Annotated in this window: 23 protein-coding genes and 1 tRNA gene; 5 read left to right on the plus strand and 19 right to left on the minus strand. The window is 64.6% G+C overall.

What is annotated here, in order from left to right:
- Positions 1–52 precede the first annotated feature (52 nt).
- Both NATOC_RS08555 and NATOC_RS08560 read right to left on the minus strand, forming a co-directional pair.
- Positions 53–1,771 carry a glutamate--tRNA ligase gene (locus tag NATOC_RS08555; RefSeq protein WP_015321033.1) on the minus strand — a complete coding sequence of 573 codons (1,719 nt, stop codon included), beginning with the start codon at positions 1,769–1,771 and terminating at the stop codon, positions 53–55.
- A 161-nt stretch (positions 1,772–1,932) separates the two neighbouring features.
- Positions 1,933–2,694 carry an Lrp/AsnC family transcriptional regulator gene (locus NATOC_RS08560; RefSeq protein WP_015321034.1) on the minus strand — a complete coding sequence of 254 codons (762 nt, stop codon included), beginning with the start codon at positions 2,692–2,694 and terminating at the stop codon, positions 1,933–1,935.
- A gap of 229 nt (positions 2,695–2,923) precedes the next feature.
- Here NATOC_RS08560 and NATOC_RS08565 point away from each other — a divergent pair, with 229 nt between their 5' ends.
- Together NATOC_RS08565 and NATOC_RS08570 are read left to right on the plus strand one after the other, a co-directional pair.
- Positions 2,924–3,349 carry a universal stress protein gene (locus NATOC_RS08565; protein WP_015321035.1) on the plus strand — a complete coding sequence of 142 codons (426 nt, stop codon included), beginning with the start codon at positions 2,924–2,926 and terminating at the stop codon, positions 3,347–3,349.
- Positions 3,346–5,646 carry an amino acid permease gene (locus tag NATOC_RS08570; RefSeq protein ID WP_015321036.1) on the plus strand — a complete coding sequence of 767 codons (2,301 nt, stop codon included), beginning with the start codon at positions 3,346–3,348 and terminating at the stop codon, positions 5,644–5,646. The genes NATOC_RS08565 and NATOC_RS08570 overlap by 4 nt, the downstream gene beginning before the upstream one ends.
- Before the next feature lie 173 nt (positions 5,647–5,819).
- Here NATOC_RS08570 and NATOC_RS08575 read toward each other — a convergent pair whose 3' ends face one another.
- The gene (locus tag NATOC_RS08575) at positions 5,820–6,263 is read right to left on the minus strand and encodes a response regulator (protein ID WP_015321037.1); all 444 of its coding nucleotides are present in this window, start codon (positions 6,261–6,263) and stop codon (positions 5,820–5,822) included.
- A 197-nt stretch (positions 6,264–6,460) separates the two neighbouring features.
- Between NATOC_RS08575 and NATOC_RS08580 the strand changes: the two genes are divergently transcribed.
- Positions 6,461–6,853, plus strand: coding sequence for a response regulator (locus NATOC_RS08580; RefSeq protein ID WP_281170486.1), 393 nt, complete (start codon positions 6,461–6,463; stop codon positions 6,851–6,853).
- A gap of 44 nt (positions 6,854–6,897) precedes the next feature.
- Here NATOC_RS08580 and idsA3 read toward each other — a convergent pair whose 3' ends face one another.
- Positions 6,898–7,992: a geranylfarnesyl diphosphate synthase gene (gene idsA3, locus NATOC_RS08585; protein WP_015321039.1), complete on the minus strand. Its 1,095-nt coding sequence runs from the start codon at positions 7,990–7,992 to the stop codon at positions 6,898–6,900.
- Position 7,993: 1 nt separating this feature from the next.
- Complete coding sequence (locus tag NATOC_RS08590) at positions 7,994–9,346, minus strand: ribonuclease J (RefSeq protein WP_015321040.1); 1,353 nt, start codon at positions 9,344–9,346, stop codon at positions 7,994–7,996.
- 383 nt (positions 9,347–9,729) lie between these two features.
- Between NATOC_RS08590 and NATOC_RS08595 the strand changes: the two genes are divergently transcribed.
- Entirely contained in the window at positions 9,730–11,952 is a 2,223-nt protein-coding gene (locus NATOC_RS08595) for an amino acid permease (RefSeq protein WP_015321041.1), read from the plus strand.
- Positions 11,953–12,118: 166 nt separating this feature from the next.
- Positions 12,119–13,372: an RNA-guided endonuclease InsQ/TnpB family protein gene (locus NATOC_RS21080; RefSeq protein WP_245549698.1), complete on the plus strand. Its 1,254-nt coding sequence runs from the start codon at positions 12,119–12,121 to the stop codon at positions 13,370–13,372.
- On the opposite strand, the gene NATOC_RS08600 is transcribed toward NATOC_RS21080, so the two are convergent.
- The 14 genes from NATOC_RS08600 to NATOC_RS08660 all read right to left on the minus strand — a co-directional run bounded on the left by NATOC_RS08600 (position 13,253) and on the right by NATOC_RS08660 (position 21,372).
- The gene (locus NATOC_RS08600) at positions 13,253–14,092 is read right to left on the minus strand and encodes a helix-turn-helix transcriptional regulator (RefSeq protein ID WP_015321042.1); all 840 of its coding nucleotides are present in this window, start codon (positions 14,090–14,092) and stop codon (positions 13,253–13,255) included. The genes NATOC_RS21080 and NATOC_RS08600 overlap by 120 nt on opposite strands.
- Before the next feature lie 77 nt (positions 14,093–14,169).
- Positions 14,170–14,922 (minus strand): isopentenyl phosphate kinase, encoded by a 753-nt coding sequence (locus NATOC_RS08605; RefSeq protein WP_015321043.1) that lies wholly within the window; start codon positions 14,920–14,922, stop codon positions 14,170–14,172.
- Positions 14,919–15,905, minus strand: a complete 987-nt coding sequence (gene mvk / locus NATOC_RS08610) for a mevalonate kinase (protein WP_015321044.1) — start codon at positions 15,903–15,905, stop codon at positions 14,919–14,921. The genes NATOC_RS08605 and mvk overlap by 4 nt, the downstream gene beginning before the upstream one ends.
- A gap of 71 nt (positions 15,906–15,976) precedes the next feature.
- Positions 15,977–16,105 (minus strand): hypothetical protein, encoded by a 129-nt coding sequence (locus tag NATOC_RS23055; protein WP_015321045.1) that lies wholly within the window; start codon positions 16,103–16,105, stop codon positions 15,977–15,979.
- Positions 16,106–16,183: 78 nt separating this feature from the next.
- Positions 16,184–16,969, minus strand: a complete 786-nt coding sequence (gene rpsB / locus NATOC_RS08615; protein WP_015321046.1) for a 30S ribosomal protein S2 — start codon at positions 16,967–16,969, stop codon at positions 16,184–16,186.
- A complete protein-coding gene (eno, locus tag NATOC_RS08620) occupies positions 16,966–18,177 on the minus strand; it encodes a phosphopyruvate hydratase (protein ID WP_015321047.1) in 1,212 nt (403 codons plus the stop codon). Before eno ends, rpsB begins: the two co-directional genes overlap by 4 nt.
- Complete coding sequence (locus NATOC_RS08625; protein WP_015321048.1) at positions 18,174–18,356, minus strand: DNA-directed RNA polymerase subunit K; 183 nt, start codon at positions 18,354–18,356, stop codon at positions 18,174–18,176. The genes eno and NATOC_RS08625 overlap by 4 nt, the downstream gene beginning before the upstream one ends.
- 2 nt (positions 18,357–18,358) lie before the next feature.
- Positions 18,359–18,553 carry a DNA-directed RNA polymerase subunit N gene (locus NATOC_RS08630; protein ID WP_015321049.1) on the minus strand — a complete coding sequence of 65 codons (195 nt, stop codon included), beginning with the start codon at positions 18,551–18,553 and terminating at the stop codon, positions 18,359–18,361.
- A 12-nt stretch (positions 18,554–18,565) separates the two neighbouring features.
- Positions 18,566–18,964: a 30S ribosomal protein S9 gene (locus NATOC_RS08635; protein ID WP_015321050.1), complete on the minus strand. Its 399-nt coding sequence runs from the start codon at positions 18,962–18,964 to the stop codon at positions 18,566–18,568.
- On the minus strand, positions 18,958–19,407 hold the full coding sequence (locus tag NATOC_RS08640) for a 50S ribosomal protein L13 (protein WP_015321051.1): 450 nt from the start codon (positions 19,405–19,407) through the stop codon (positions 18,958–18,960). Before NATOC_RS08640 ends, NATOC_RS08635 begins: the two co-directional genes overlap by 7 nt.
- Positions 19,404–19,757 (minus strand): 50S ribosomal protein L18e, encoded by a 354-nt coding sequence (locus NATOC_RS08645; RefSeq protein WP_015321052.1) that lies wholly within the window; start codon positions 19,755–19,757, stop codon positions 19,404–19,406. Before NATOC_RS08645 ends, NATOC_RS08640 begins: the two co-directional genes overlap by 4 nt.
- 254 nt (positions 19,758–20,011) lie before the next feature.
- Positions 20,012–20,096: transfer RNA gene (locus tag NATOC_RS08650), tRNA-Leu, on the minus strand.
- A 133-nt stretch (positions 20,097–20,229) separates the two neighbouring features.
- A complete protein-coding gene (locus NATOC_RS08655; protein WP_015321053.1) occupies positions 20,230–20,979 on the minus strand; it encodes a DNA-directed RNA polymerase subunit D in 750 nt (249 codons plus the stop codon).
- A gap of 3 nt (positions 20,980–20,982) precedes the next feature.
- The gene (locus NATOC_RS08660) at positions 20,983–21,372 is read right to left on the minus strand and encodes a 30S ribosomal protein S11 (RefSeq protein WP_015321054.1); all 390 of its coding nucleotides are present in this window, start codon (positions 21,370–21,372) and stop codon (positions 20,983–20,985) included.
- Position 21,373: the final 1 nt, after the last annotated feature.

Genomic DNA, 21,373 nt, shown 5'->3' on the forward strand with positions numbered 1-21,373 from the left:
CTGGGGTTGCTGACTGCTTCACGAGCGGCGGGTCTGCACTTCCTCCGACCGGTCAGGGGTGAGCGTAGTAGGCGACCGTTTCGTCGCCGTCCGTGCCGTCGATCCGGACGAAGCCGACGCGCTCGAACTGCACCAGCTCGTCGGTCGCGAGGTCGGCGACGCCGGGCTCGGCATGGCCGGTGACGTCGCCGTCCATCGTCCGCATCCGAACGGGAACGCTCCCCTCGGCGGGCACCCAGTGGACGACGTCGACCTCGCCCTCGCGGACGACGTCGATATCCTCGCCCGTGTACTGGAGCGTATCGCGGGTATACTGGAAACAGCCCAGCCCCTTGAGCCAGATCCGTTCCTCGCGCTGCGGGAGGTCCGCTGGCTCGAGCAGGACGGCGTCGCCGGCGGGGATCTCGCGGACGCCGCGGTCTTCGTGGTTGGGGTGTAGCGGCGGGTTCGCCTCATCGGGCGGACTCCCGCCCAGCGGGACCTCGATGCCATCTCGAACGAGGAACCGACGATCGGTGTCCTCGTCGATCAGGTCGCGGTTGTTGGCGTAGATCGAACTCATCGCGAGGTCGACGTCGCTGGTCGACGTGCCGAGCCCGACCATCGCGTCGACGATGGCTTCGCCACGGATCCCCCGCCGCCGAAGGCTCTTCAGCGTCGGGACGCGGGGATCGTCCCAGCCGTCGAGTCTCCCCTCGTCGATCAGCTCGGCGATCGTCGAGGTGCTCATCTTCACGTCGTAGGCGTCGATCTGGACGTGACCCCAGTGGACGACCTCGGGGTACTCCCAGCCGAAGTAGTCGTACAGAAAGCCCTGGCGCTTCGCCGAATCCTGCAGGTCGATCCCGCGGATGATGTGAGTGATGCCGATCACGTGGTCGTCGATCGCGGACTGGAAATCGAGCATCGGCCAACACCGGTACTCCGCGGCCTCCTCGCGGGGGTGTGGCGTGTCGATCATCCGGAACCCGACCCAGTCTCGCAGCGCCGGGTTCTTGTGCTCGATGTCGGTTTTCACCCGCAACACCATCTCGCCGCTGTCGTAGACGCCCGCGATCATGTCCTCGAACTCCTCGAGGACGGTCTCGACGTCCTTCTCGCGGTGGGGGCAGGCCTCGCCGCTGTTTTTCAGCTCGGAGAACTCCTCGCCCGAACACGAGCAGGTGTAGGCCCCGCCCATATCGATCAGCTTCCGAGCGTGGTCGTAGTAGATATCGAGGCGGTCGCTGGCTTTGAACGTCGCGTCGGGATCGAAGCCCAGATAGTCCAGATCCTCGAGGATCGCGTCGTAGGCCTCGAGATCTGGCCGTTTGGTCTCGGGGTCGGTGTCGTCGAAGCGAACGCAGAACCAGCCGTCGTAGCGGTCCTTGTAGGTGCCGATCACCGCGGGCATCCGCGCGTGACCGACGTGCCACGGCCCGTTGGGGTTCGGTGCACACCGCATCCGGACCTCGTCGTACTCCTCAGCGCGGGGGAGGTCGGGCAGGTCGTGGTCGTCGCCCTCGTCCTCGGCCTCGATTTCGGCGAGCTCCTCCGGGGCCAGCTCCTCGAGGCGCTCCCGCTTCTCGGCGTACTCGAGGTCGTTGACCCGTCCGACGACGCCGCCGACGACCCCCGGGATCTCGTCGCCGTGCTCGCGGAACTCGGGGTTGTCGCCCATCAGCGGCCCCATGATCGCGCCGACGTCGGCGTCGCTCTCGTGTTTCACCGCGTTCAACAGCGCGTGTTTCTCCGCCTCGCGTTCGACCCGTTCGCGCAAGTCGTCGTCCATTACCGTGGGGTATTCGCCGCCCGCTCAAAACCGCAGCGGTGTAGAGCTGATCGCGGTGTCGGCCAAGGATGGACTCTTCTCGACGAGGTCGTACTCGAGTTCGGCCCGCCCGTTCCGTTACAGCGGTTCGAGGAGAAAGCCCACGACTGAACTCGTGGAAGTCAGTCTTCGCTCCAGTTTTCAGTGAACGCGCGGAGTGTCTCGTCTGCGATCCCTGTCCGGGAGAAGAGCGTGGCAACGTCTCCCGGTCGAATGACCGTGTTCCCGTCGGGAGTGACCGCTTGGTCCCTGTCTTCGCGGTCGATCGAAACGACCAGCAAATCCTCCGTGATGAACCCCTCGCCGGTGGCTGCCTGCAGCGTTTTTCCGGCGATCGGAGCGTCGTCGGCGACGGGAATCTCGACCACGTCCGCGTCGTCGCTGAGATCCGCGATACCGGTAACCAGCGGCGTCCGATCCGGTTCGTCGGGACCGAATGGCGTGTAGGGCTGGATCCGTTCCCGGTGGAACAACCCCTCGTCGTCGATGTCTATCCCGAGCGCTGCCATTTCCTGTGCGATGCGTCTGATATCGCCGGTGTTCGATCCGACTACCGTCACGTGGAGGTTCTGTCCACCCGTCATTACCTCCCGGACACCGACGACGCCCGTAATGTCGAGTATCCGTTGTGCGAATCGTTTGCGATCGGTTGCCACTGCCGTACAGAGAAACAGATTGGTCAACCGTCCGTCGAGCTTCTCGTAGTCGATCTGCGCGTGGTATCCCTCGATAACGCCCGCCTCCTCGAGACGACGAATTCGGTTTCGGACCGTCGGCGGCGAAACGTCGACCTCTTCGGCGATGTCCGGTGCTGACGTGTGGCGAGCGTCCTCCGTCAATCGGTAGATGATCCGTTCGTCTATCTCATCGATTCGGATTCCCATGTATATATTACTCGATTGAATCGTAAATACAGTCGGGTCAAATTTGGCTTCTGATTAGGATCGGGGACTGTTTCGGTGAGATAGCCATCGGCATCTTCAGCCGCCTCCCGGAATCTCCCGTCCTCTACCGCTCTACCAAACACCGAACGGTTGAAAAGTAAAACTGATACTGATTATCGATGACAAAGAAATACGCAATATTATTTTTCTTCCGGAAACAACGTGACGTATGAGCAACGGAAACCGGGAGTTGCTGGCACGGGTCCTTCTGCCGGTCGCCAACGAGGAGGACGCTCGCGCCACGGCTCGCACGCTCGAACCGTACCGCCCGGAGCGGGTAACGGTGCTGCACGTGATCGAAAAGGGAGAGGGCGTTCCGGACAAAACGCCCGTCGAACAATCAGAGGGAGTGGCCGCCGAGTCGTTCGCGGCTGTCAGAGAGGTGTTTCCCGACGCCGACGAGCGGAAAGCGTATGGGCGAAATATCGTCGATCGCGTTCTCGAGGTCGCCGACGACGTCGACGCGAGCGCGATCGCCGTTCGTCCGCGTGGGGGGAATCGACTCACGATGCTTCTCACGGGAGATCGTGCGCTCAAGCTGATGACGCAGGCTGATCGGCCGGTCATCGCACTACCTCGACGGGACGACACATGAGCGGTGACGACGAGGAACTCGCCAAGGACCTTGGGCTCGTCTCGGCGATGACGATCGGGATCGGGACGATGATCGGCGCGGGTATCTTCGTGCTCCCGGGTGTCGCAGCCCAGGAAGCCGGACCGATCGTCGTCCTCTCGTTTATCATCGGCGGCATGATCGCGATGGTGAACGCGTTGTCGGTGTCGGAACTGGGAACGGCGATGCCGAAAGCCGGCGGTGCGTACTACTACGTCAACCGCGCGCTCGGTCCGGTGTTCGGCTCGATATCCGGGCTCGGCGACTGGCTGGGGCTCGCGTTCGCTTCTGCGTTCTACACGATCGGTTTCGGACAGTACTTGGGTGAACTGCTTGAGCTGCCGTCGGTGCTCTTTCTCAACAGCGTTCAGGTCGGCGCGATCGTCGCCGGTGTGCTCTTCGTCGGGATCAACTATATCGGCGCGAAAGAGACCGGGAGCATTCAGACGGTGATCGTGACGATTCTGCTCGGGATTCTCGGCATCTTCGCAATCGTCGGCTGGTTCTCCTTCGATTGGACGACCGTGACGGGATCGGGCGGATGGACGCCGTTAGGAACGGCCGAGATTCTGCCCGCTACCGGTCTCGTGTTCGTCTCGTTTCTGGGATACGCGAAGATCGCGACCGTCGGCGAGGAGATGAAAAACCCCGGCCGAAACCTGCCGATCGCCATCGTCGGGAGCGTCGCTATCGTCACCGTTCTGTACGGGATCCTCGTGACGATCATGATCGGGATCGTCCCGTGGCCGGACCTCGATCTCGAAGCCCCCGTCGCCCAGGCGGCTGAACTGTCGTTCCCTGGCGGCCTTGCCGGTATTGCCGCGACGGTCATGACGCTTGGTGCACTGCTGGCGACGGCGTCGTCGGCGAACGCCTCGATTCTGGCGTCGGCCCGCATCAACTTCGCGATGGGGCGTGACAAGATCGTCACCGGCTGGCTCAACGAGATCCATCCCCGTTTTGCGACGCCGTACCGATCCATCGCCGTTACCGGCGTCTTGATCGTCGGCTTCGTCGTCCTGCTGGGGAGGGATATCGAGATCCTCGCGGAGGCCGCGAGCGTACTCCATCTCATCGTGTACGCGCTGCTGAACGCCGCGCTGATCGTCTTCCGCGAGACCGACCACCCCGGCTACGATCCCGACTTCCGAGTGCCGCTGTATCCGATCCTCCCGATTCTCGGGATCGTCCTCTCGCTGGGGCTCATTTACTTCATGAACCCGGGTGCACAGGCGCTCGCCGTGCTGTTCGTCGTCGTTGCCGTCGTGTGGTACGCTCTCTACGCACGACAGAAGACGCCGATCGAGGGTGCTCTGGGCAAGTACGTTCGCGAGCGATCCGACGAGATGCCCGACATTGCCGTCTCCGCTGCGGAAGCAGCTTCTCCCGACACGACGGCGTACAACGTCATGGTTCCCATCTCGAACCCCCGGACGGAGACCGAACTGATCGCCCTCGGGAGCACGATGGCGAAACAGAACGACGGCGTCGTTCACGCAGTTCACGTTGTCCAGGTTCCCGACCAGACCTCGCTCGAGCACGTCTCGGATCAGCTAGATCGGATCGATCCGAACTCGGAGCAACTGATGGCGAGCGCTCGAGAGACGGCCGAAGAATACGGCGCAGAGATCGAAACCCACACCGTCGTCTCTCACCGCTCCTTCGAGGAGATTTTCGACGCTGCCGACCGTCTGAACGCCGACAACGTAATCCTCGGCTGGGGTCCAGACCGGTCGTGGTCCAGCGGCCGAACCGGCGGTGCGTTGGACGAGTTGACGATGAACCTCCCCTGTGATTTCCTCGTCTTCAAGGATCGGGGCTTCGATCCCTCGCGCATCCTCCTTCCGACTGCCGGCGGTCCCGACTCGGACCTGAGCGCGGAAGTCGCCAAGGCGTTTCGCGACGTTCACGGGTCCGAAATATCCGTGCTTCACGTCGTCGACGAACAGACTCAGCGGGCGAAAGGGATGAGCTTCCTCGGTGAGTGGGCCGACGATCACGGCCTCGGCGACGCGAACCTGCTCGTCGGAACCGACGGCGATGTACAGGGGAATATCGCCGACGCGGCTGACGATCACACGCTCGTCCTGATCGGTGCAACCGGGCGCGGACTGCTCTCGCGGCTGCTCGGTGACTCGCTCGTTTTCGAGGTCGTCGACGAACTCGAATGTTCCGTGTTGCTGTCGGAGCGTCCCAGAAAGCGCTCCCTCCGTGAACGCCTGGTCGGCCGTACCGAGACCGACCGGGCCGACGAGCAGGTCGAACCTCCGGAACAGTAGCCGCCAGCGTCCGGGCGAATCGAACGGAGCGTTCCGTCGATTCATCGCCTCTCGGGTGACGATTCGATCCAAAATTCCACCCGGAGCGTGGTCGGTAGCCGCGTTCGATCAGGGAGTCCGTAACGGCAATCAGCATCCGTTCAAAACCGCAGCGGCGTCGGCTTACGGCCTCGTCAGGCCGGGGCGGGCGGCTGTTTCGCCGTGTCGATCCAGAACTGCTCGATCGCCTCCGCCATCGATGCGAACTCCGGCATCGCGTCGGGCTTCGTAAGGTAGGCGTTCGCGTCGGCAGCGTAGCTCTCGGCGATGTCCTCCTCGGCGGCCGAACTCGAGAGCACGAGTACCGGTGGTGGGTAGTCGAGTTCCTCCTCGAGCACCTCGAGGACGTCGAACCCGTCCTTCCGGGGGAGGTTCAGATCGAGCAACACCAGGTCCGGACAGGGGGTCGCGTCCTCGGGCTGTCGGAAGTATCTCGCCGCTTCCTCGCCGTCACGGAGGATCCGAAACGAGATCTCGCTGTCGGTCGCACGGAACGCTTCCTGCGTGAGGCGGACGTCGCCCGGATTGTCCTCGATCAGGAGCACGTCGACCGGTTCGTCGGGCGTGTAGTCGTTCATACACCCTGTTCGGGACTGCGGTGCCTAAGCGCGGTCCCTACACAATTGGTACTCGATCCCCCTCGAGAACGGGGAGTTTCAGGGGCCAACACGGCCTGTTCTTTCTCGCCGTTCGGGACCGATTTTCCGAGTGAGTGGTCGGAGGGATCATTTATGTATCTCTACCTGGTTCATCTACTATGGGTGGACCGAAGCATGTGGGAGAAATACTTTTAGCCGAGGACAACCCGGGGGACGTCCGACTCACGAAGGAGATGTTCGAGAACGCGGGGGTGGACGGGACCTACCACGTCGTCGGCGACGGCGTCGAGGCGCTCGATTTCCTCTACCGACGGGGCGGGTACGAGAACGCACCCAGACCGGACCTGATCCTGCTCGACTGGCACTTTCCGAAAAAGAGCGGCGCGGAGGTGCTGGCCGAGATCAAATCGGACGCCGAACTCCGGGACGTCCCGGTGGCCGTGTTGACCGGAACAGAGCCGGAACTCGAGAAGATCCGTTCGGAATCGCCAGCGGCGGATGCCTACGTCCTGAAACCGCCCGAACCGGCGGAGTGTTGTCGGCTCGTCGACGGGCTCTGTCCGGACTGAGGCGGGGCGCCGGTTCCGACCCGAAACCGATCACGATCGAGCGGTCAGTAGCCGCGCTCGATCAGGTAGTCACCGATGTCACACAGCAACTCGCGGGCCTCGTTGTCCGGAAGTACCTCGAGTCGATCCTTGCCCTGCTCAACGAGCTCGCGGGCGCGGTCGTTGGCGTACTCGATCGAGCCGACGCGCTCGAGTTCTGCGACGGCGTCGTCGATCTCGCTTTCGGTGACGCGTTCGACGTCCTCGGTGTCGACCAGGTCCTCGAGTTCGATCCCCTGATCGCGGGCGTGGACGGTGATCAGCGTCTGTTTCTCCTCGACGAGGTCGCTTCCCCGCTGCTTGCCCAGTTCCTCGCTTGGCACGGTCAGATCGAGGACGTCGTCGTGGATCTGGAAGGCACGCCCGATGTCGAGACCGTAGCCGTACAGCGCGTCGATGGTCTCCTGGTCCGCCCCCTGCAAGATCGCCGGAAGACACGCCGACGCGGCGTAGAGGACGGCGGTCTTCTGTTCGACCATGTCGAGATACTCCTCGGGGGAGACGTCCTCGCGTTGCTCGAAGTCGACGTCGAGCGCCTGTCCCTCGCAGATCTTCGTGCAGGTCGTCGCCAGCACGTCGAGGGCGTCGACCGCTCGGTCGGACGTCGTACCGGTCTCGAGCATGATCTCGAAGGCCTTCGAGTAGAGCGTGTCGCCGGCTAGAATGGCCGTCTCGAGGTCGTACTCGCGGTGGACGGCCGGAACCCCCCGTCGAAGGTCGTCGTCGTCCATGATGTCGTCGTGGATCAGCGTGAACGACTGAATGACCTCGACGCTGACGGCAGCGGCCATCGCGTCGATCGTCTCCGGCGTCTGGTCGGCCCCGTCGTCCGCGGCCGGTGAGTTCGAGCGTCCGTCGAGGGTGGGAAACTCCCGGTAGTCCGTCGACAGCGGCTCGACGTCGGCGAGTGCTTCCGCGGTTGTCAGCAACACCGTCGGTCGGAGCCGCTTGCCGCCTGCGTCCAGCAGGTACCGCGAGGCCTCGTAAAGCCGTTCTGGCCGCTGGATCGGAAGCGCTTCGGGGATCGCCTCGTTGACCAGCTTGCGGCGCTGGTTGACGGCCTCGAGCACCGCTTCCTCGCGTGCCTCGGGAGTCGTCATATCAGTCGACAAGCTGGATGAGGTTCCCGTTGCGCGTCACGTGCAGGTCTCGTCCCATCTGGTACCCCTCGCTCTCGCAGAGGTTAACGTAGCTGGAGAACCCGCTCAGATCCTGATGGGCCGGGATGATGTGCTGGGGCTGGAGGGCATCCAGCATCTCGTAGTGGCCCTCCTGATTGAGGTGCCCCGAGACGTGGATGTCGTCGTAGACACGAGCGCCCTGCATGCCCAGCAGCTTCTCGGCCTGGTAACGCTGGCCCTCGTTGGTCGGCTCCGGGATGACCCGTGCCGAGAAGACAACCTTGTCGCCGTCGTCCAGCTCGTAGGGGGTCTCGCCGCGAGCCATCCGGGTAAGCATCGCACGGGGCTCACCCTGGTGGCCGGTGACGACCGGCAGGAAGTTCTCCTTGCCCTCGTTCATGATCCGCTTGAACGTGCGGTCGACGGACTTGCGGTGGCCGAACATCCCCAGATCGTCGGGGAAGTCGACGAAGTCGAGTCGCTCGGCGGTGCCGGAGTACTTCTCCATCGAGCGCCCGAGCAGGACCGGCTGCCGACCGATATCCTTCGCGAACTCGACGAGGCTCGTCACCCGCGAGATGTGACTCGAGAACGTCGTCGCGACGATCCCGCCGTCGTAGTCCTCCATACTGTAGAGGACGTCCCGGAGGTGTTCGCGGGCGACGTTCTCGCTGGGGGTACGGCCCTTCTTGCTCGCGTTGGTACAGTCCTCGATGTAACACAGCACGCCGTTGCCCTCGCGGCCGATCTCGCGGAACCGCTCCATGTCGATCGGGTCGCCGATGACCGGCGTGTGATCCATCCGCTTGTCGAGCCCGTAGACGACCGCACCCTCGGGGGTGTGGAGCACGGGGTTGATCGCGTCGATGATCGAGTGGGTGACGTTGACGAATTCGAGATCGACCTTGCCGGAGTCGCCGATCGACATCGTCTCGCCGGCCTCCATCTTCACGAGGTCGTTCTCGACGCCGAACTTCTGTTCGCCCTCGATCTGCTGTTTGACCAGTTCGATCGTAAACGGTGTGGCAACGATCGGTGCGTCGTACCGGTGGGCCAGCTTCGAGATGGCACCGATGTGGTCGAGGTGACCGTGGGTCGGGACGATCGCCTGGACGTCGCCCTCGAGGTCGCTCATGATCCGATCGTCCGGAATCGCGCCCATGTCGATCAGATCGAGACTGTGCATCCGCTCGGTTTCGACGTTGTCGTGGATCAGAACCTGCGAGAGGTTCAGCCCCATGTCGAAGATGACGACGTCGTCGCCGGCGCGAACGGCAGTCATCTGCCGTCCGACTTCCTCGTAACCGCCAATCGTTGCAATTTCGATTTCCATAGTTGCTAGCACTGAAAGCCGCGTGTGGACTCTCACTGAAACGGTCCGCGGACTCCCGGTTATGCGGCCCCGGCGTCTTACAGCGCGTCGGCCATCCCGCTATGCGCTCGCGGCGGTGTACCCCGCCAACCGGACCACAGGAACGCTGTGGGCCGCGAACGCACTTGCCCGCGGGTACGTTGGCCCTACCTACACGCTCGGGTGTTAAAAACGCAGTGGGTTGGGTCCCGGCGAGCGCGCCGAGCCGCCGATCGGATCTCGAACCGCCCGATCGTTTGCTTTCGACTGCGGGTGATTGATGCGTATCGAACGTGGTGGCGGTGGCTGCGCAATCGGTTCCGAAACACCAACGTTTCTTATCGCTCGCGGAAAACCACCGTCCGATGACGAAGGATCTCGAGCGCGACCTGGGGCTGTTTGCCGTAATCGCGATCAGCATGGGCGCGATGATCGGCAGCGGAATCTTCATCCTGCCCGGGATCGCGATGGCCGAAGCTGGCCCCGCCGTGATTCTCGCGTTCGTGATCGCGGCGATCCTGGTCGTTCCCGCCGCGCTCAGCATCGCCGAACTGGGGACGGCGATGCCGGAAGCTGGTGGGGACTACGTCTTCATCGAGCGGGGGATGGGTCCCGCGATGGGGACGATCGCCGGGCTCGGGACCTGGCTCATGCTGATGTTGAAGGGCGCGCTCGCGCTCGTCGGCGGCATGTTCTACCTTGAGGCCGTGATGGCGCTGCCGAGCGTCGAGGCGGTGGCGGTGACGTTCGCAGTCGTTCTCATCGCTATCAACCTGATCGGGGTCAAACAGACCGGCGGACTGCAACTGATCATGGTCGTCGTCATGCTGGTGATTCTCTCGGTGTTCGTCGCCGGATCGATTATCCGGGTCGACGGCGCGAACTACGATCCGTTCTTCACCGAGGGAATGGGCGGCGTGTTCACCGCGACCGCGACCGTGCTCGTCTCCTACGCCGGCGTCACGAAGGTCGCGGCCGTCGCCGAGGAGATCGAGGACCCGGGCCGAAACCTCCCGCTTGGACTCCTCGTCTCGCTGGTCGCGACCTCGATCCTCTATGCCCTGTTAGTGTTCGTCCTCGTCGGCGTCATCGAGGGCGAAGCGCTGGCCGGGGAGGAGGCGCCGATGGCCGAAGCGGTCGACCTGCTGTTTGGCGAACTGTTTCTGTACGCGATCGTCCTCGCCGCACTGCTGGCCCTGATAAGTACCGCCAACGCGGGCATCCTGACGGCCTCACGGTACCCGCTCGCGTTGAGTCGCGACGATCTCTTTCTGGACGTCTTCGAGTATATCCACCCGCGGTTCGCGACCCCGGTCGTCGCGATCCTCTCTACCGGCGGGATCATGGTTCTCGCGATCCTCACGCTCGACGTCGAACAGATCGCCAAATCCGCCGGCGCCTTCCAGATCCTCGTCTACATCCTGGTCTGTGGCGCCCTCATCGCCTTTCGCGAACGCGATCTGGAGTGGTACGACCCCGAGTTCTCCACGCCCGGCTACCCGTGGGTCCAGCTGTTCGGCATCGCTTCCGGCGTGTTCATCATCTCGCGAATGGAGTTGCTCCCGATCGTCGGCTCGATCGCGATCGTCATCGGCGGGTTCGTCTGGTACAGGCTGTACGCCAAGGAGCGCGTCGAGCGCGAGGGCGTCGCGAAAGGCCTCGCACGCCGGGAAGCCGGACGACAGTTCGTCCGCGACACGGAGGCCCAGTTCGAACGATCCGACCAGTACGAAGTCCTCATCCCGATCCGGCGGGACGTCACCCGCGAGCAAGAGGACGCCCTGATCCAGATGGCGGCACCGATCGTTCGCCGCCGTGGCGGGCGGATCCGCGTCGTCCGGTTCGACGAGGTACCCGACCAGGTTCCCCTCGACACCGCCGCCGACGAGCTCACCTCCGAGGACGTCGAGTTCGAGACCCGGACCGACCACCTGGTTCGGTATCTCGAGGTGCCCGTCGAGGTCGGCGAGATCGTCAGCCACGACAGCCGCCACGCGGTCGTCAACTTCGCGGAGCGGACCGGGGCGGACCTCGTGTTGGCTCGCCAGCGGCCGACGAGCCGGCTCGAGACCCTGTTCGGCCGGGACGCCGACTGGATCATGGAACACGCCCCCTGCGACGTCGTCTTCGTCCAGCACGAGCAACGCGGCGAGATCGACGAGATCGCGGTCGTCACCGACCGCAGTCCGTTCAACGACCCGCTCAAGGTCGAGCTCGCGGACGCGATAGCCGACACGCTGGGGGCGTCGGTCAGGTTCCTCTTTCCGGTCTCGGCGGACGCACCGGAGGAACTGCTCGAGACGATCGAGGCGTACCACGACGATCTCGACGATCTCTGTACCGTCCCCGTCGAGTCGACGATCGTCCGCACCGACGACGAGGTTGAGGGGCTCTCCGAAGCGCTCGCAGCGGCCGATCTGGTGATGCTGAGTACTGTCACCCACCGTCGGCTACCGGACCTGTTCGTCGAACGGCGGTCGGATCGACTCGCCGCCGCGATCGAACAGCCCGTACTGTTGGTCCACTCGAAGAAGACACGCCGGGGATCGTTCCTGCGACCGATTCTGAACCGGGTGCTGTTCGACTGACAGCCCCAGCTCCGCCTGGGCCGAAGCTCGTGTTAGCTGTAATGGAGGGCGCTAAGCCCCCTTCCTCAACGCCGAGCAACGTGAGGGCGTAGGGAGGGGATACAGCGCCCGCCAGTCCGGCCAACACGTTTAACAGCTGTCACCTCGTGCCACGAATGTACGTCGCATGGACTTCAGCCCGCGCTTCCGCCTCTACCCGACCACGCCACAACGAGAGGCGTTGGGCTGGCAACTCGACACCGTGCGACAAGTATACAATGACGGCCTCAAACGATACAACGACCTTCCACCAGCGGAAGAAGACGACCGCACCGTGAAACAACGCGTGCGACACGTCCGCGACCAACTCCCGGTATTGAAAAACTGGTGGGAAGAGTTGAACCTCGTCTGGTCCACCGTGTTGCAAGAAGCCGTCGAACGCATCCAGACAAACATCACCAACCTCGGCAAATTGAAAGCCGCGGGGTACGATGTCGGCTCGCTGAACTGGAAATCTCCGCGAGAGTATCAATCGTTTACGTACCGCCAGTCCGGCTTCGAACTCGACAAGAAGAGTGGCCGCTCTGGCCGTGGACGATTGATCTTAAAGAAAGTCAACGGGGAGACGTTGGAAATCCCGATCCGCTTACACCGTGACATCGACCCCGACAACATCAAAAATGTCACGGTAAAACGCGAATCCTCGGGCGCATGGTACGCCTCGTTCGACATCGAAGCAGAAACGCCCGAGAAACCCGATGTCGAAGACATCGATCCTGAGGACACCGTGGGTCTCGACCTTGGGATTGTGAACTTCGTGTTCGACTCGGACGGACGTGCCATCAACCGCCTTGATCTCTCAGACGCCCGCGAACGACTCGAACGCGAACAACGTCCGTTGTCGCGGAAACACTACGAGTCACGGAACTGGGAGAAACAACGCGAGGCAGTCGCCGCGGTTCACGAGTCGATACGCGACAAGAAACGCGACTACCACCACAAACTCGCACACTTCTACACGACGCAGTACGACGCCGTGTTCGTCGAAGACTTCACCATCCGCGAGTTGTTCGAAGGCCCTGACAACGCGCGGAACAAGGTGGAAGTGGGCTGGGGCAACTTCAAGCAAATTCTCGACTCTCACGGTGAGAAACACGCGTGCCACGTGATGGAAGTCCCCGCGTACAACACGACAACGGAGTGCTACTCGTGCGGTGTCGAGGTGGAGAAGGAATTGTGGGTGCGTGAGCACGCGTGTCCCTCGTGTGGATTCGAAACGGATCGGGATTACAATGCGGCGTTGAACGTGAAACGCCGCGGTTTACGCTTCGATCTCTACGTCCTCGAACCGTTCGGGCTCGAGCGGGCGGGCCTCGCTCCTGTAGGTCGCGTAAACCGAGTCCGCCCACTCACGGGCCGCCGGGGCGTCCGTGTCGACTAACACGGTCACGCCCCCGCTGTCGGAATCGTAGCCGCTGACGACGACCCGGTCGTCGAGCCGGCTGATCCCGTAGGGCGGGAGCTCGTCGTGGACCATCGCGGTCAGGTTCCCGCTCTCGAGGAGCCTGGCACAGCGCTCGGGATAGGTCGAGAGCATGTACGCGGCGACGTCGGGCGAGTCGATCAGCTCCGCGTCCATCCCGTCGAGGACGCGTCGACCGAACACGTCCGTACAGGGATCGTAGAGCCCGACGTCGAACCCGACGAACCGGAACCGGTCGGCCTCGAGAAGCAGCGACCGGAACCGGTTCACCGGGCGGTACGGGGCGTCGTGTTCGGCGACGGTAACGGTCGTCGTTCCGGGCCGCTCGAGGGCCAGCTCGAGGGCTGCCTCCGGAAGCTCCTCCCAGACGCCCCGTAACGTTCGCTCGGTTTCGATCAGCACGAGCAGCGTCTCCATCCCGCTCGCGACGGCCGCTCCGAGCGCGGTCGCCTCGTACTGGTGCCCGTCGCGGCGAACCCAGCTGCGCTGCTCGAAGGCCCTGAGTGTTCGCCGAATCGTCGACGGCGACGCCCCCGTCAGCTCGCGGAGTTCGGCCCGGGTCCGCGGGCGAGCCGCCATCGCGACCAGCGCCGGAACGCGGTGTTCCGACCGGGAGAGGTAGGCAACGTCGTCGATCGCGGACTCCCGCGGCGTCGCTGGTGTGCCATTGATTGACATAGTACGAGTACAGCCCATCCCACGATAATCATTTTCTCACTGACAGGCGACCGTTCGACGCCGCCGAACGTTGCCTGCTACTCGATCGTCGTTCCCGCCGTCTCGCCCGCGAGAAAGTCCTCGAGCGCCGCGAGTCCGAATATCGAGGCGTTGGCCTCGAGCTCGAGCAACGCCCGTACCTTCGCGGCCATCCCTCCGGTGACGTCCGTCGACTCGCTTTCGCCCAGGACGTCCGCGACGGTCTCGTAGGAGTCGATCCGCTCGACGACCCGGTCGTCGGCGTCGAGGACGCCCGGGACGGTCGAGCAGAGCCCGACCCGGTCGGCCCCGAGGGTCCGCGCCAGTTCGGCGACGAGTTCGTCGCCGCTGACGATCGTCGCGCCGGTGCCCGCGTGGGCGATCACGTCGCCGTGGAGGACGGGGACGAACCCCTCCTCGAGCAGCGTCGCGATCTGTCCCGTCGGCAGGTGGAGCTCGCCGTCGGCGTCGCGATGGCCCGCCGAGAAGGGATGTACCGGAACCGCGGGGACGTCCCGTTCGAGCAGCCGCGAGCGAACGAACGCGTTCAGCGTCGTCATCGCGCCGTGGATCTCCTGGACCGCCGTCGGGTCGCGGGTCCCTGCGGTCGTGCTGACGCCGTGCTCGCTGGCGTTGTGGTGGCCGAAGCTCCCCCCGCCGTGGACGACGACGAGTCCCTCGGCGAGCGACCCCTCGGGATCCGCGAGCGCCTCGGCGACGGCGTCGGCCGCCCGGTCGAGCGCCTCGCCGTCGAGGGTCTCGGCGCGGTCCTTGTCGGTGATCACGCTGCCACCGAGTTTCAGGACGATCATTCGAGGCGCTTCACCCCCTCGTCGGCGAGTTCGGCGCGAAACGTCTCCTCGCAGCCGGGCGTATACGAGAGGGCGGTCTCGGTCTCGTCGGTGGGATCGAGCGCGACGATACACCCCCCGCCGCCGGCTCCGGTCAGCTTCGCGCCGTAGGCGCCGGCGTTGCGGGCCGCCCAGACCATCGAGTCCAGCGAGCGCGAGGACACCCCCAGCGCCGACAGCAGGCCGTGGTTGAAGTTCATCAGTCGACCGAGCTCCTCGAGGTCGCCCGCCTCGAGGACGTCCTCGCCGTTGCGGACGACGTCACCGATCGCCCCGACGGTGTCCGCAGCGAAGGGGTACTCCTCGCGGAGCCGCCGGACGCCCGCGACGAGCTCGCCCGTATCGCCCGCGCCGCCGTCGAACCCGATCACGAGCGGGAGATCGGGTGCCTCGATCGAGCCACAGTCCTCGCCCTCGACGCGGACCGCCCCGCCCGTCGCCGAGCAGAAGGTGTCCGCGCGGGAGGCCTGACCGTCCTGGACCTCGTACTCCGTCCGGAAGGCGCGGTCGGCGATCTCGGTCGGCTCGAGGGTGACGCCGAGCTCCCGGGTCGCGGCGTCGATGGCAGCGACGACGACCGCCGCGGAGGAGCCCAGTCCCGCGCCGAGCGGGATGTCGCTCTCGATCGTGACGTCGAAGCCGACCTCCTCCTCGCCGGTGACCTCCCGCACCTGTTCGATCGCGCCGTCGACGTACCCCATCGCCGCCGAGACGAGCGACTCGGCGACGTCGACGTCGGGCTGTCCGTCCGCGCCGCCGCCGTACTCGACGGTAAAGCCGTCCAAGCTGAGATCCTCGGCATGAACGCGGAGCTTCCCGTCCTCGCGCCGCTGTACGCCGACGCGAGCCCGCCGTTCGATCGCACACGGCACCGCGGGCTCGCCGTAGACGACCGCATGCTCCCCGAAGAGATAGACCTTGCCGGGGGCGCTCGAGCGTGTCATACCCGGCCGTTCGAACGACGGCGGTTAATAGTTGACTGTGTCCGGATGCGACACTCGTCCAGCCGATCGAACTACAGCACGAGAACCGAAACGAGCCGGTAGACGATACCGATCGCGAACATCGCGATCAGGCCGATCGTCGACAGGACGACGGGAAGGGGCATCTTCCGTTCCTCGAACCCGAAGATATGCTCGAGCATACCGTTCAGTTCAGGCGGACGGCTCCTAATACTATCGTTCCGAAACGGCGACCGTCGAGAAAAGCGAACGGTTCCCGATCAGACCATGCTCTCGAAGTCCTCGAGCGCGTAGGACGGCTCGGCGCCGCGGCGGTCGAGAACTTCGTTGGCGAGCAGCCAGTAGACCACGGAAAGGGCCTTGCGACCCTTGTTGTTGGTCGGGACGACCAGGTCGACGTTGCTGACCTGGTTGTTCGAGTCACACATCGCGATGACCGGGATCCCCACGGTGATCGCCTCCTTGACGGCCTGGGCGTCGCCGATCGGGTCCGTGACGACGACGACGTCGGGTTCGATGTAGCCGTCGTACTTGGGGTTGGTCAGCGTGCCGGGGATGAAGCGACCGGTGCGGGCGCGGGCGCCCACGGCCTCGGCGAACTTCTCGGCCGGGAACCGACCGTACTGGCGGCTCGAGGTGACCAGGATCTGCTCTGGGTCGTAGTTCGAGAGGAAGTCCGCGGCCGTGCGGATACGGCCGTCGGTCTTCGAGACGTCCAGCACGTAGAGCCCGTCGGTTCGGACGCGGTGGATGAACCGCTCCATGTCCTTGGTCTTCTGCTGGGTCCCGATGTGGACACCGGCGCCCAGGTAGTCCTCGACGGGGATCAGCAGGTCGGCCTCCTCGTCGCTCATGACGTCGTCGTCGAGCGAGGGACCCGCGTCCTCTTCTTCGGCCTCGGCCTCCTCGGCGTCGGCGGACTGTTCGGCTGCTGGCTCGACGTCCTCGTCGAGGTCGGCGGCGGGGCCGGGCCCTTCGGCCGGCTCCTCGTCGATCTCCTCGTCGGCGGCGTCGAGCCCTTCTTGGGTTGCGTTGTCGTCTGTCATGTCGCGTCGTCTGCGATTCTGATGAGCTCGTTGAGCTTCGCGGTTCGCTCGCCGCCGACGGCGCCCGTCTTGATAAACGGCGCGTCGGTCGCAACGGCGAGGTGTGTAATCGTCGCGTCCTCGGTCTCGCCCGACCGATGGGAGACGACCGAGTCGTAGCCGTGCTCGGTCGCGAGTTCGATCGCGTCGAAGGCGTCAGTTAGCGTCCCGATCTGGTTTGGCTTGATCAGGATGCTGTTTGCCGCGTCGCGATCGATACCCTCCTGCAGTCGGTCGGTGTTGGTGACGAACAGGTCGTCGCCACAGACCAGCGTCCGGTCGCCGACCTCGTCGGTGAGTTCGGCGAAGGCGTCGTAGTCGGTCTCGTCGAGGGGGTCCTCGACGTAGACGAGATCGTACTCCTCGACCAGCTCGGCGACGTACTCGATCTGTTCGTCGGTGTCGCGGCTGACGCCGGCCGACTCGTACTCGTAGCTGTCCGACTCGTCGTCGTACATCTCCGCGGCCGCGACGTCGAGTCCGAAGCGGATCTCGAAGCCGACCTCGTCTTCGACCGTCGAGACGGCCTCGTCGACGATCTCGAAGGCCTCCTCGTCGTCGATCGAGGGCGCCCACGCGCCCTCGTCGCCTTTCCCGGAGGGAACGTCGCGCTCCTCGAGCAGGTCGGCGACCGCGGCGTGGACGGCCGCGTTTGCGAAGACGGCGTCCGCAACGCTCGGCGCGCCGACGGGCGCGGCGAGGAACTCCTGGATATCGGTCGCGTCGGCGGCGTGTTCGCCCCCGCCCACGACGTTGCCAAGCGGGATCGGGAAGTTCTGCCCGCGGAAGGTGCCACCGAGGTGCTGGAACAGCGGCGCGCCCAGCACGTCGGCACCAGCCTTCGCGGCGGCCATCGAGATCGCGACCGCGCTGTTGGCGCCGATCTTCGAGAAGTCGTCGGTGCCGTCGGCGGCCCGCAGCGCCGCGTCGATCTCGCGCTGGTTGCCCGCGTAGGTCTCGCCGACGAGCCGCGGCACGGCGTGTTCGCGGGCCGCGGCGATCGCCTCGCTTGCGGGCAGCTCGATCGCCTCGTACTCGCCGGTGCTCGCGCCGCTCGGTGCCGCGGCGCGGCCGAAGCCGCCGCTCTCGGTGAGGACGTCGGCCTCGACCGTCGGGTTGCCCCGCGAATCGAGGACCCGGCGGAGCCGGATGTCGGTAACCAGCGTCACTGTTTGGCACCCCGTCGGACCGTAAACGGCAGGGCGCCGGCGTCGTACTCCTCGGCGGCGATCAGGATCGGCTCGCTCTGGTCGGTCTCGACCAGCACCGGCGCGCCGTAGGAGATCTGCAGCGCTCGTGCGCCCAGGATGCGTGCCTTCTCGTATCGGTTGTGGCGTTCCTGTTGCATGATTACTGGTAGGGTGAGACTACGTCGACGAGGTCAGTGTGACTGACGAGCATCCGCCGACAGCAGTAGCGGTCGACGCCCAGCTCGTCGAGGACCTCTTGGGGGTCCTCGTCGCCCTGGTTCGCTCGCTCGTCGAACTCCTCCCAGTGCTCGCCGACGACGTTGCCACAGGTGAAACACCGGACCGGTACCATCATACCTGAATCACCTCAGCGGTAGGACTTCTGGTAGCGAGCCCGAGCGCCCGGGCCGCCCCACTTCTTCGGTTCGGACTGGCGAACGTCGTTGACCAGTAGCGAGCGGTCGAACTCCATGTAGGCGTCGCGGAGCTCGGCGTCGTTCGTGTGCTGGACGATCCCGCGGGCGATGGCGGTGCGGACGGCGTCTGCCTGTCCGCTGATGCCGCCACCCTCGACGTGGACCTCGATGTCCATCTCGTCGCGGAGCTCGTCGCCGGCGATGCGGAACGGCTCGAGCATCTTGAGCCGCGACATCTCCGGCTCGACCAGTTCGACCGGTTTCGAGTTGATACGGACGCGGCCTTCGCCCTCGCGAACGGTCGCGCGAGCGACGGCGGTCTTTTTCTTTCCACTCGTGTTCGTTACCATGTGACGTTAGCACCTAACTGTTCGCTGACCTCGTGCAGGTGCACGAAGCGGATGTTCGAGAGTCGATCCAGCGACGTATCCTCGAGGATCTCGGCCTCGTGGTCGTCGTCGTCCTCGTAGGGGTTGCCGACGTAGACACGAACGTTGTCGAGCGCTTCGCGACCGCGTGGCTTCTTGTACGGCAGCATGCCACGGATCGAGCGCTTGAAGATCATGTCCGGTCGCTTCGGGTGGTACGGACCGCTGTCGGAGCCAAGCTCCAGTCGCTTGCGGTAGGTCCCGAAGACGTCTTCCTCGTCGCCGGTGATGACGGCGTCCTCGGCGTTGACGACGGCGACGCGCTCGCCATCGAGGGAACGCTGGGCGACCTGGCTGGCGACGCGACCGAGGATACAGTCGCGGGCGTCGACGACGACGTCCGCGTCGAACTCTGCTAGACTCATCGAATCACCCGTACGTTGGATCCATCGGGGTTGTCCTCGAGCACCTGCTCGAGGGGGACGGTGTCACCGACCTGTTCGATCTTCGTCTCCGCGGACGACGAGAAGTCGACGGCGGCGACGGTGACGTTTTTCTGTAGCGCGCCGGATCCCAGCACCTTGCCGGGAACGACGACGGTCTCTTCCTCGCGTGCGTATCGCTCGATACGGCCCAGGTTGACCTCGGCGTGAGTACGCCGGGGCTTCTCGAGTCGATCCGCAACGTCTTGCCAGACGTCGGCGTCCCGCTCACGGGACGTCGACTTCAGCTCGGCGATGAGATCGTTGAGCCTCGGATTCGTTTTACTACTCATTGGTTTCCTCCAAATACTGCGAGATCGACGGACTCGGAGGTGTCGTCGATCGTGAAATCGGTTGATGATACGGTCGGACAGAACCACTGTGAGAGTTCGCCACTCCAGTCCGGCGAACTCTCCTCAGTGATTTCTGTCCGACAGTATGAGAAGTGCTGCAGGGATCCGAACCGTCGGGAGACGATACTCGACTCCCGTAGCTCAGATCTGTCCGTTCCATTTTTGCGGCTCTTCCGTTCGGTCGAGCCGAAAAATGCAGGGAGCAGGATTTGAACCTGCGGACTCCTACGAGACAGCGCCCTGAACGCTGCGCCGTTGGCCTGACTTGGCTATCCCTGCTCGCACTTCCGTGTACCCGTCGCCCCTTCAAACCCCTTTCGATTCCGACTGCCGACGGCTCGCCAGTCTCGTTGGCAGCGGCGCTGGCGAGAGGTGTGTCGGCGACGTGGGGTCGGGGGCGTCGGATCATGCTCTATAGCTGTACTGCTTCTTCGAGTTCGGTTGCGCGCGCTTCCAGGCTGTCGGTGGCCCGCGTGACCAGCTCCTCGACGCTGAACGAGCCGTCCGTCTCCACGTGGAAGACGAAGGCGTTTGGAACGTCCTCGAGCCGGACCTCTTTGCCCGGATGTCGCGTCGAGAGATCGTGGTCGAACTCGCTTGTCGGCACGAGTTCGCCGTTCTCCTCGACGACGCCCCGGACGATCCGGGACTCCGGTTCCTGGAACTCCGGCAGATCGTCGACGACCTCGACGCGCTGGAGATGTCGGTAGCCGACCGCGACCCCGCCCTGGTGTTTGGCGTGGTCCTTCCCGCGCTCGAGACGGGCGTCGGCCTCGGCCTCGAGGCGCTGGCCCTCCTTGAGCTCGATGATCGGCACGTTCTCGTCTGCCGGCTCCACGAGGGAGTCACTGGAGACGAGATCGCCCGAGTAGGCGGTGGCTGGTCCTTCGACGTCGATCGAGAGCGTGACGGTGTCGTCCTCGACGAACTCGCCTTCCGGCGGGGTCGTCAACGGGACGAGCCCGAGTCGCAGGGCGAGCTGTTCGTCGAACATCACCGACGAGTTCTCGATGAACCGAACGGTGTCGATCGCCATCGTCGGCACGTCGGCGACCATCGCGCGACGGATTCCGTTGGCGAACCCGGGAGAGATCCCGCGGACGAGGAATCGTGCCTCTCGATCCCCGCGTTCGACGAACTCGACGTCGTACTCCTCACTCATGGTCTAGTAGCCGCCCTTTCCTTTCGGTGCGCGCGATCCGTCGTGCGGGATCGGCGTGACGTCCTCGATGCGCCCGATCTCGATGCCCGAGCGGGCCAGCGCGCGGATCGTCGCCTGCGCGCCGGGACCGGGGGATTTCTGGAGGTTGCCGCCGGGACCGCGCACGCGAACGTGCAGTCCCGTGATGCCGGCAGCCTTGATCTCCTCGGCGATCGACTCGGCCATCTGCATCGCCGCGTACGGCGAGGCCTCGTCGCGGTTCTGCTTGACCGCGGTCCCGCCCGAGGACTTGGCGATCGTCTCCGACCCGGTGAGGTCGGTGACGGTCATGATCGTGTTGTTGAACGATGCGTGCACGTGGGCTACGCCCCACTTCTCGTCGTCCTGGCTCATG

This window comes from Natronococcus occultus SP4 (assembly GCF_000328685.1).
Lineage (GTDB): Archaea > Halobacteriota > Halobacteria > Halobacteriales > Natrialbaceae > Natronococcus > Natronococcus occultus.

Bases quoted from the DNA above. Each gene is read 5' to 3' on its own strand.
- NATOC_RS08555 (WP_015321033.1), bottom strand. From the start codon at position 1,771: ATGGACGACGACTTGCGCGAACGGGTCGAACGCGAGGCGGAGAAACAC.
- NATOC_RS08560 (WP_015321034.1), bottom strand. From the start codon at position 2,694: ATGGGAATCCGAATCGATGAGATAGACGAACGGATCATCTACCGATTG.
- NATOC_RS08565 (WP_015321035.1), top strand. From the start codon at position 2,924: ATGAGCAACGGAAACCGGGAGTTGCTGGCACGGGTCCTTCTGCCGGTC.
- NATOC_RS08570 (WP_015321036.1), top strand. From the start codon at position 3,346: ATGAGCGGTGACGACGAGGAACTCGCCAAGGACCTTGGGCTCGTCTCG.
- NATOC_RS08575 (WP_015321037.1), bottom strand. From the start codon at position 6,263: ATGAACGACTACACGCCCGACGAACCGGTCGACGTGCTCCTGATCGAG.
- idsA3 (WP_015321039.1), bottom strand. From the start codon at position 7,992: ATGACGACTCCCGAGGCACGCGAGGAAGCGGTGCTCGAGGCCGTCAAC.
- NATOC_RS08590 (WP_015321040.1), bottom strand. From the start codon at position 9,346: ATGGAAATCGAAATTGCAACGATTGGCGGTTACGAGGAAGTCGGACGG.
- NATOC_RS08595 (WP_015321041.1), top strand. From the start codon at position 9,730: ATGACGAAGGATCTCGAGCGCGACCTGGGGCTGTTTGCCGTAATCGCG.
- NATOC_RS21080 (WP_245549698.1), top strand. From the start codon at position 12,119: ATGGACTTCAGCCCGCGCTTCCGCCTCTACCCGACCACGCCACAACGA.
- NATOC_RS08600 (WP_015321042.1), bottom strand. From the start codon at position 14,092: ATGTCAATCAATGGCACACCAGCGACGCCGCGGGAGTCCGCGATCGAC.
- NATOC_RS08605 (WP_015321043.1), bottom strand. From the start codon at position 14,922: ATGATCGTCCTGAAACTCGGTGGCAGCGTGATCACCGACAAGGACCGC.
- mvk (WP_015321044.1), bottom strand. From the start codon at position 15,905: ATGACACGCTCGAGCGCCCCCGGCAAGGTCTATCTCTTCGGGGAGCAT.
- NATOC_RS23055 (WP_015321045.1), bottom strand. From the start codon at position 16,105: ATGCTCGAGCATATCTTCGGGTTCGAGGAACGGAAGATGCCCCTTCCC.
- rpsB (WP_015321046.1), bottom strand. From the start codon at position 16,969: ATGACAGACGACAACGCAACCCAAGAAGGGCTCGACGCCGCCGACGAG.
- NATOC_RS08625 (WP_015321048.1), bottom strand. From the start codon at position 18,356: ATGCAACAGGAACGCCACAACCGATACGAGAAGGCACGCATCCTGGGC.
- NATOC_RS08630 (WP_015321049.1), bottom strand. From the start codon at position 18,553: ATGATGGTACCGGTCCGGTGTTTCACCTGTGGCAACGTCGTCGGCGAG.
- NATOC_RS08635 (WP_015321050.1), bottom strand. From the start codon at position 18,964: ATGGTAACGAACACGAGTGGAAAGAAAAAGACCGCCGTCGCTCGCGCG.
- NATOC_RS08640 (WP_015321051.1), bottom strand. From the start codon at position 19,407: ATGAGTCTAGCAGAGTTCGACGCGGACGTCGTCGTCGACGCCCGCGAC.
- NATOC_RS08645 (WP_015321052.1), bottom strand. From the start codon at position 19,757: ATGAGTAGTAAAACGAATCCGAGGCTCAACGATCTCATCGCCGAGCTG.
- NATOC_RS08655 (WP_015321053.1), bottom strand. From the start codon at position 20,979: ATGAGTGAGGAGTACGACGTCGAGTTCGTCGAACGCGGGGATCGAGAG.
- NATOC_RS08660 (WP_015321054.1), bottom strand. From the start codon at position 21,372: ATGAGCCAGGACGACGAGAAGTGGGGCGTAGCCCACGTGCACGCATCG.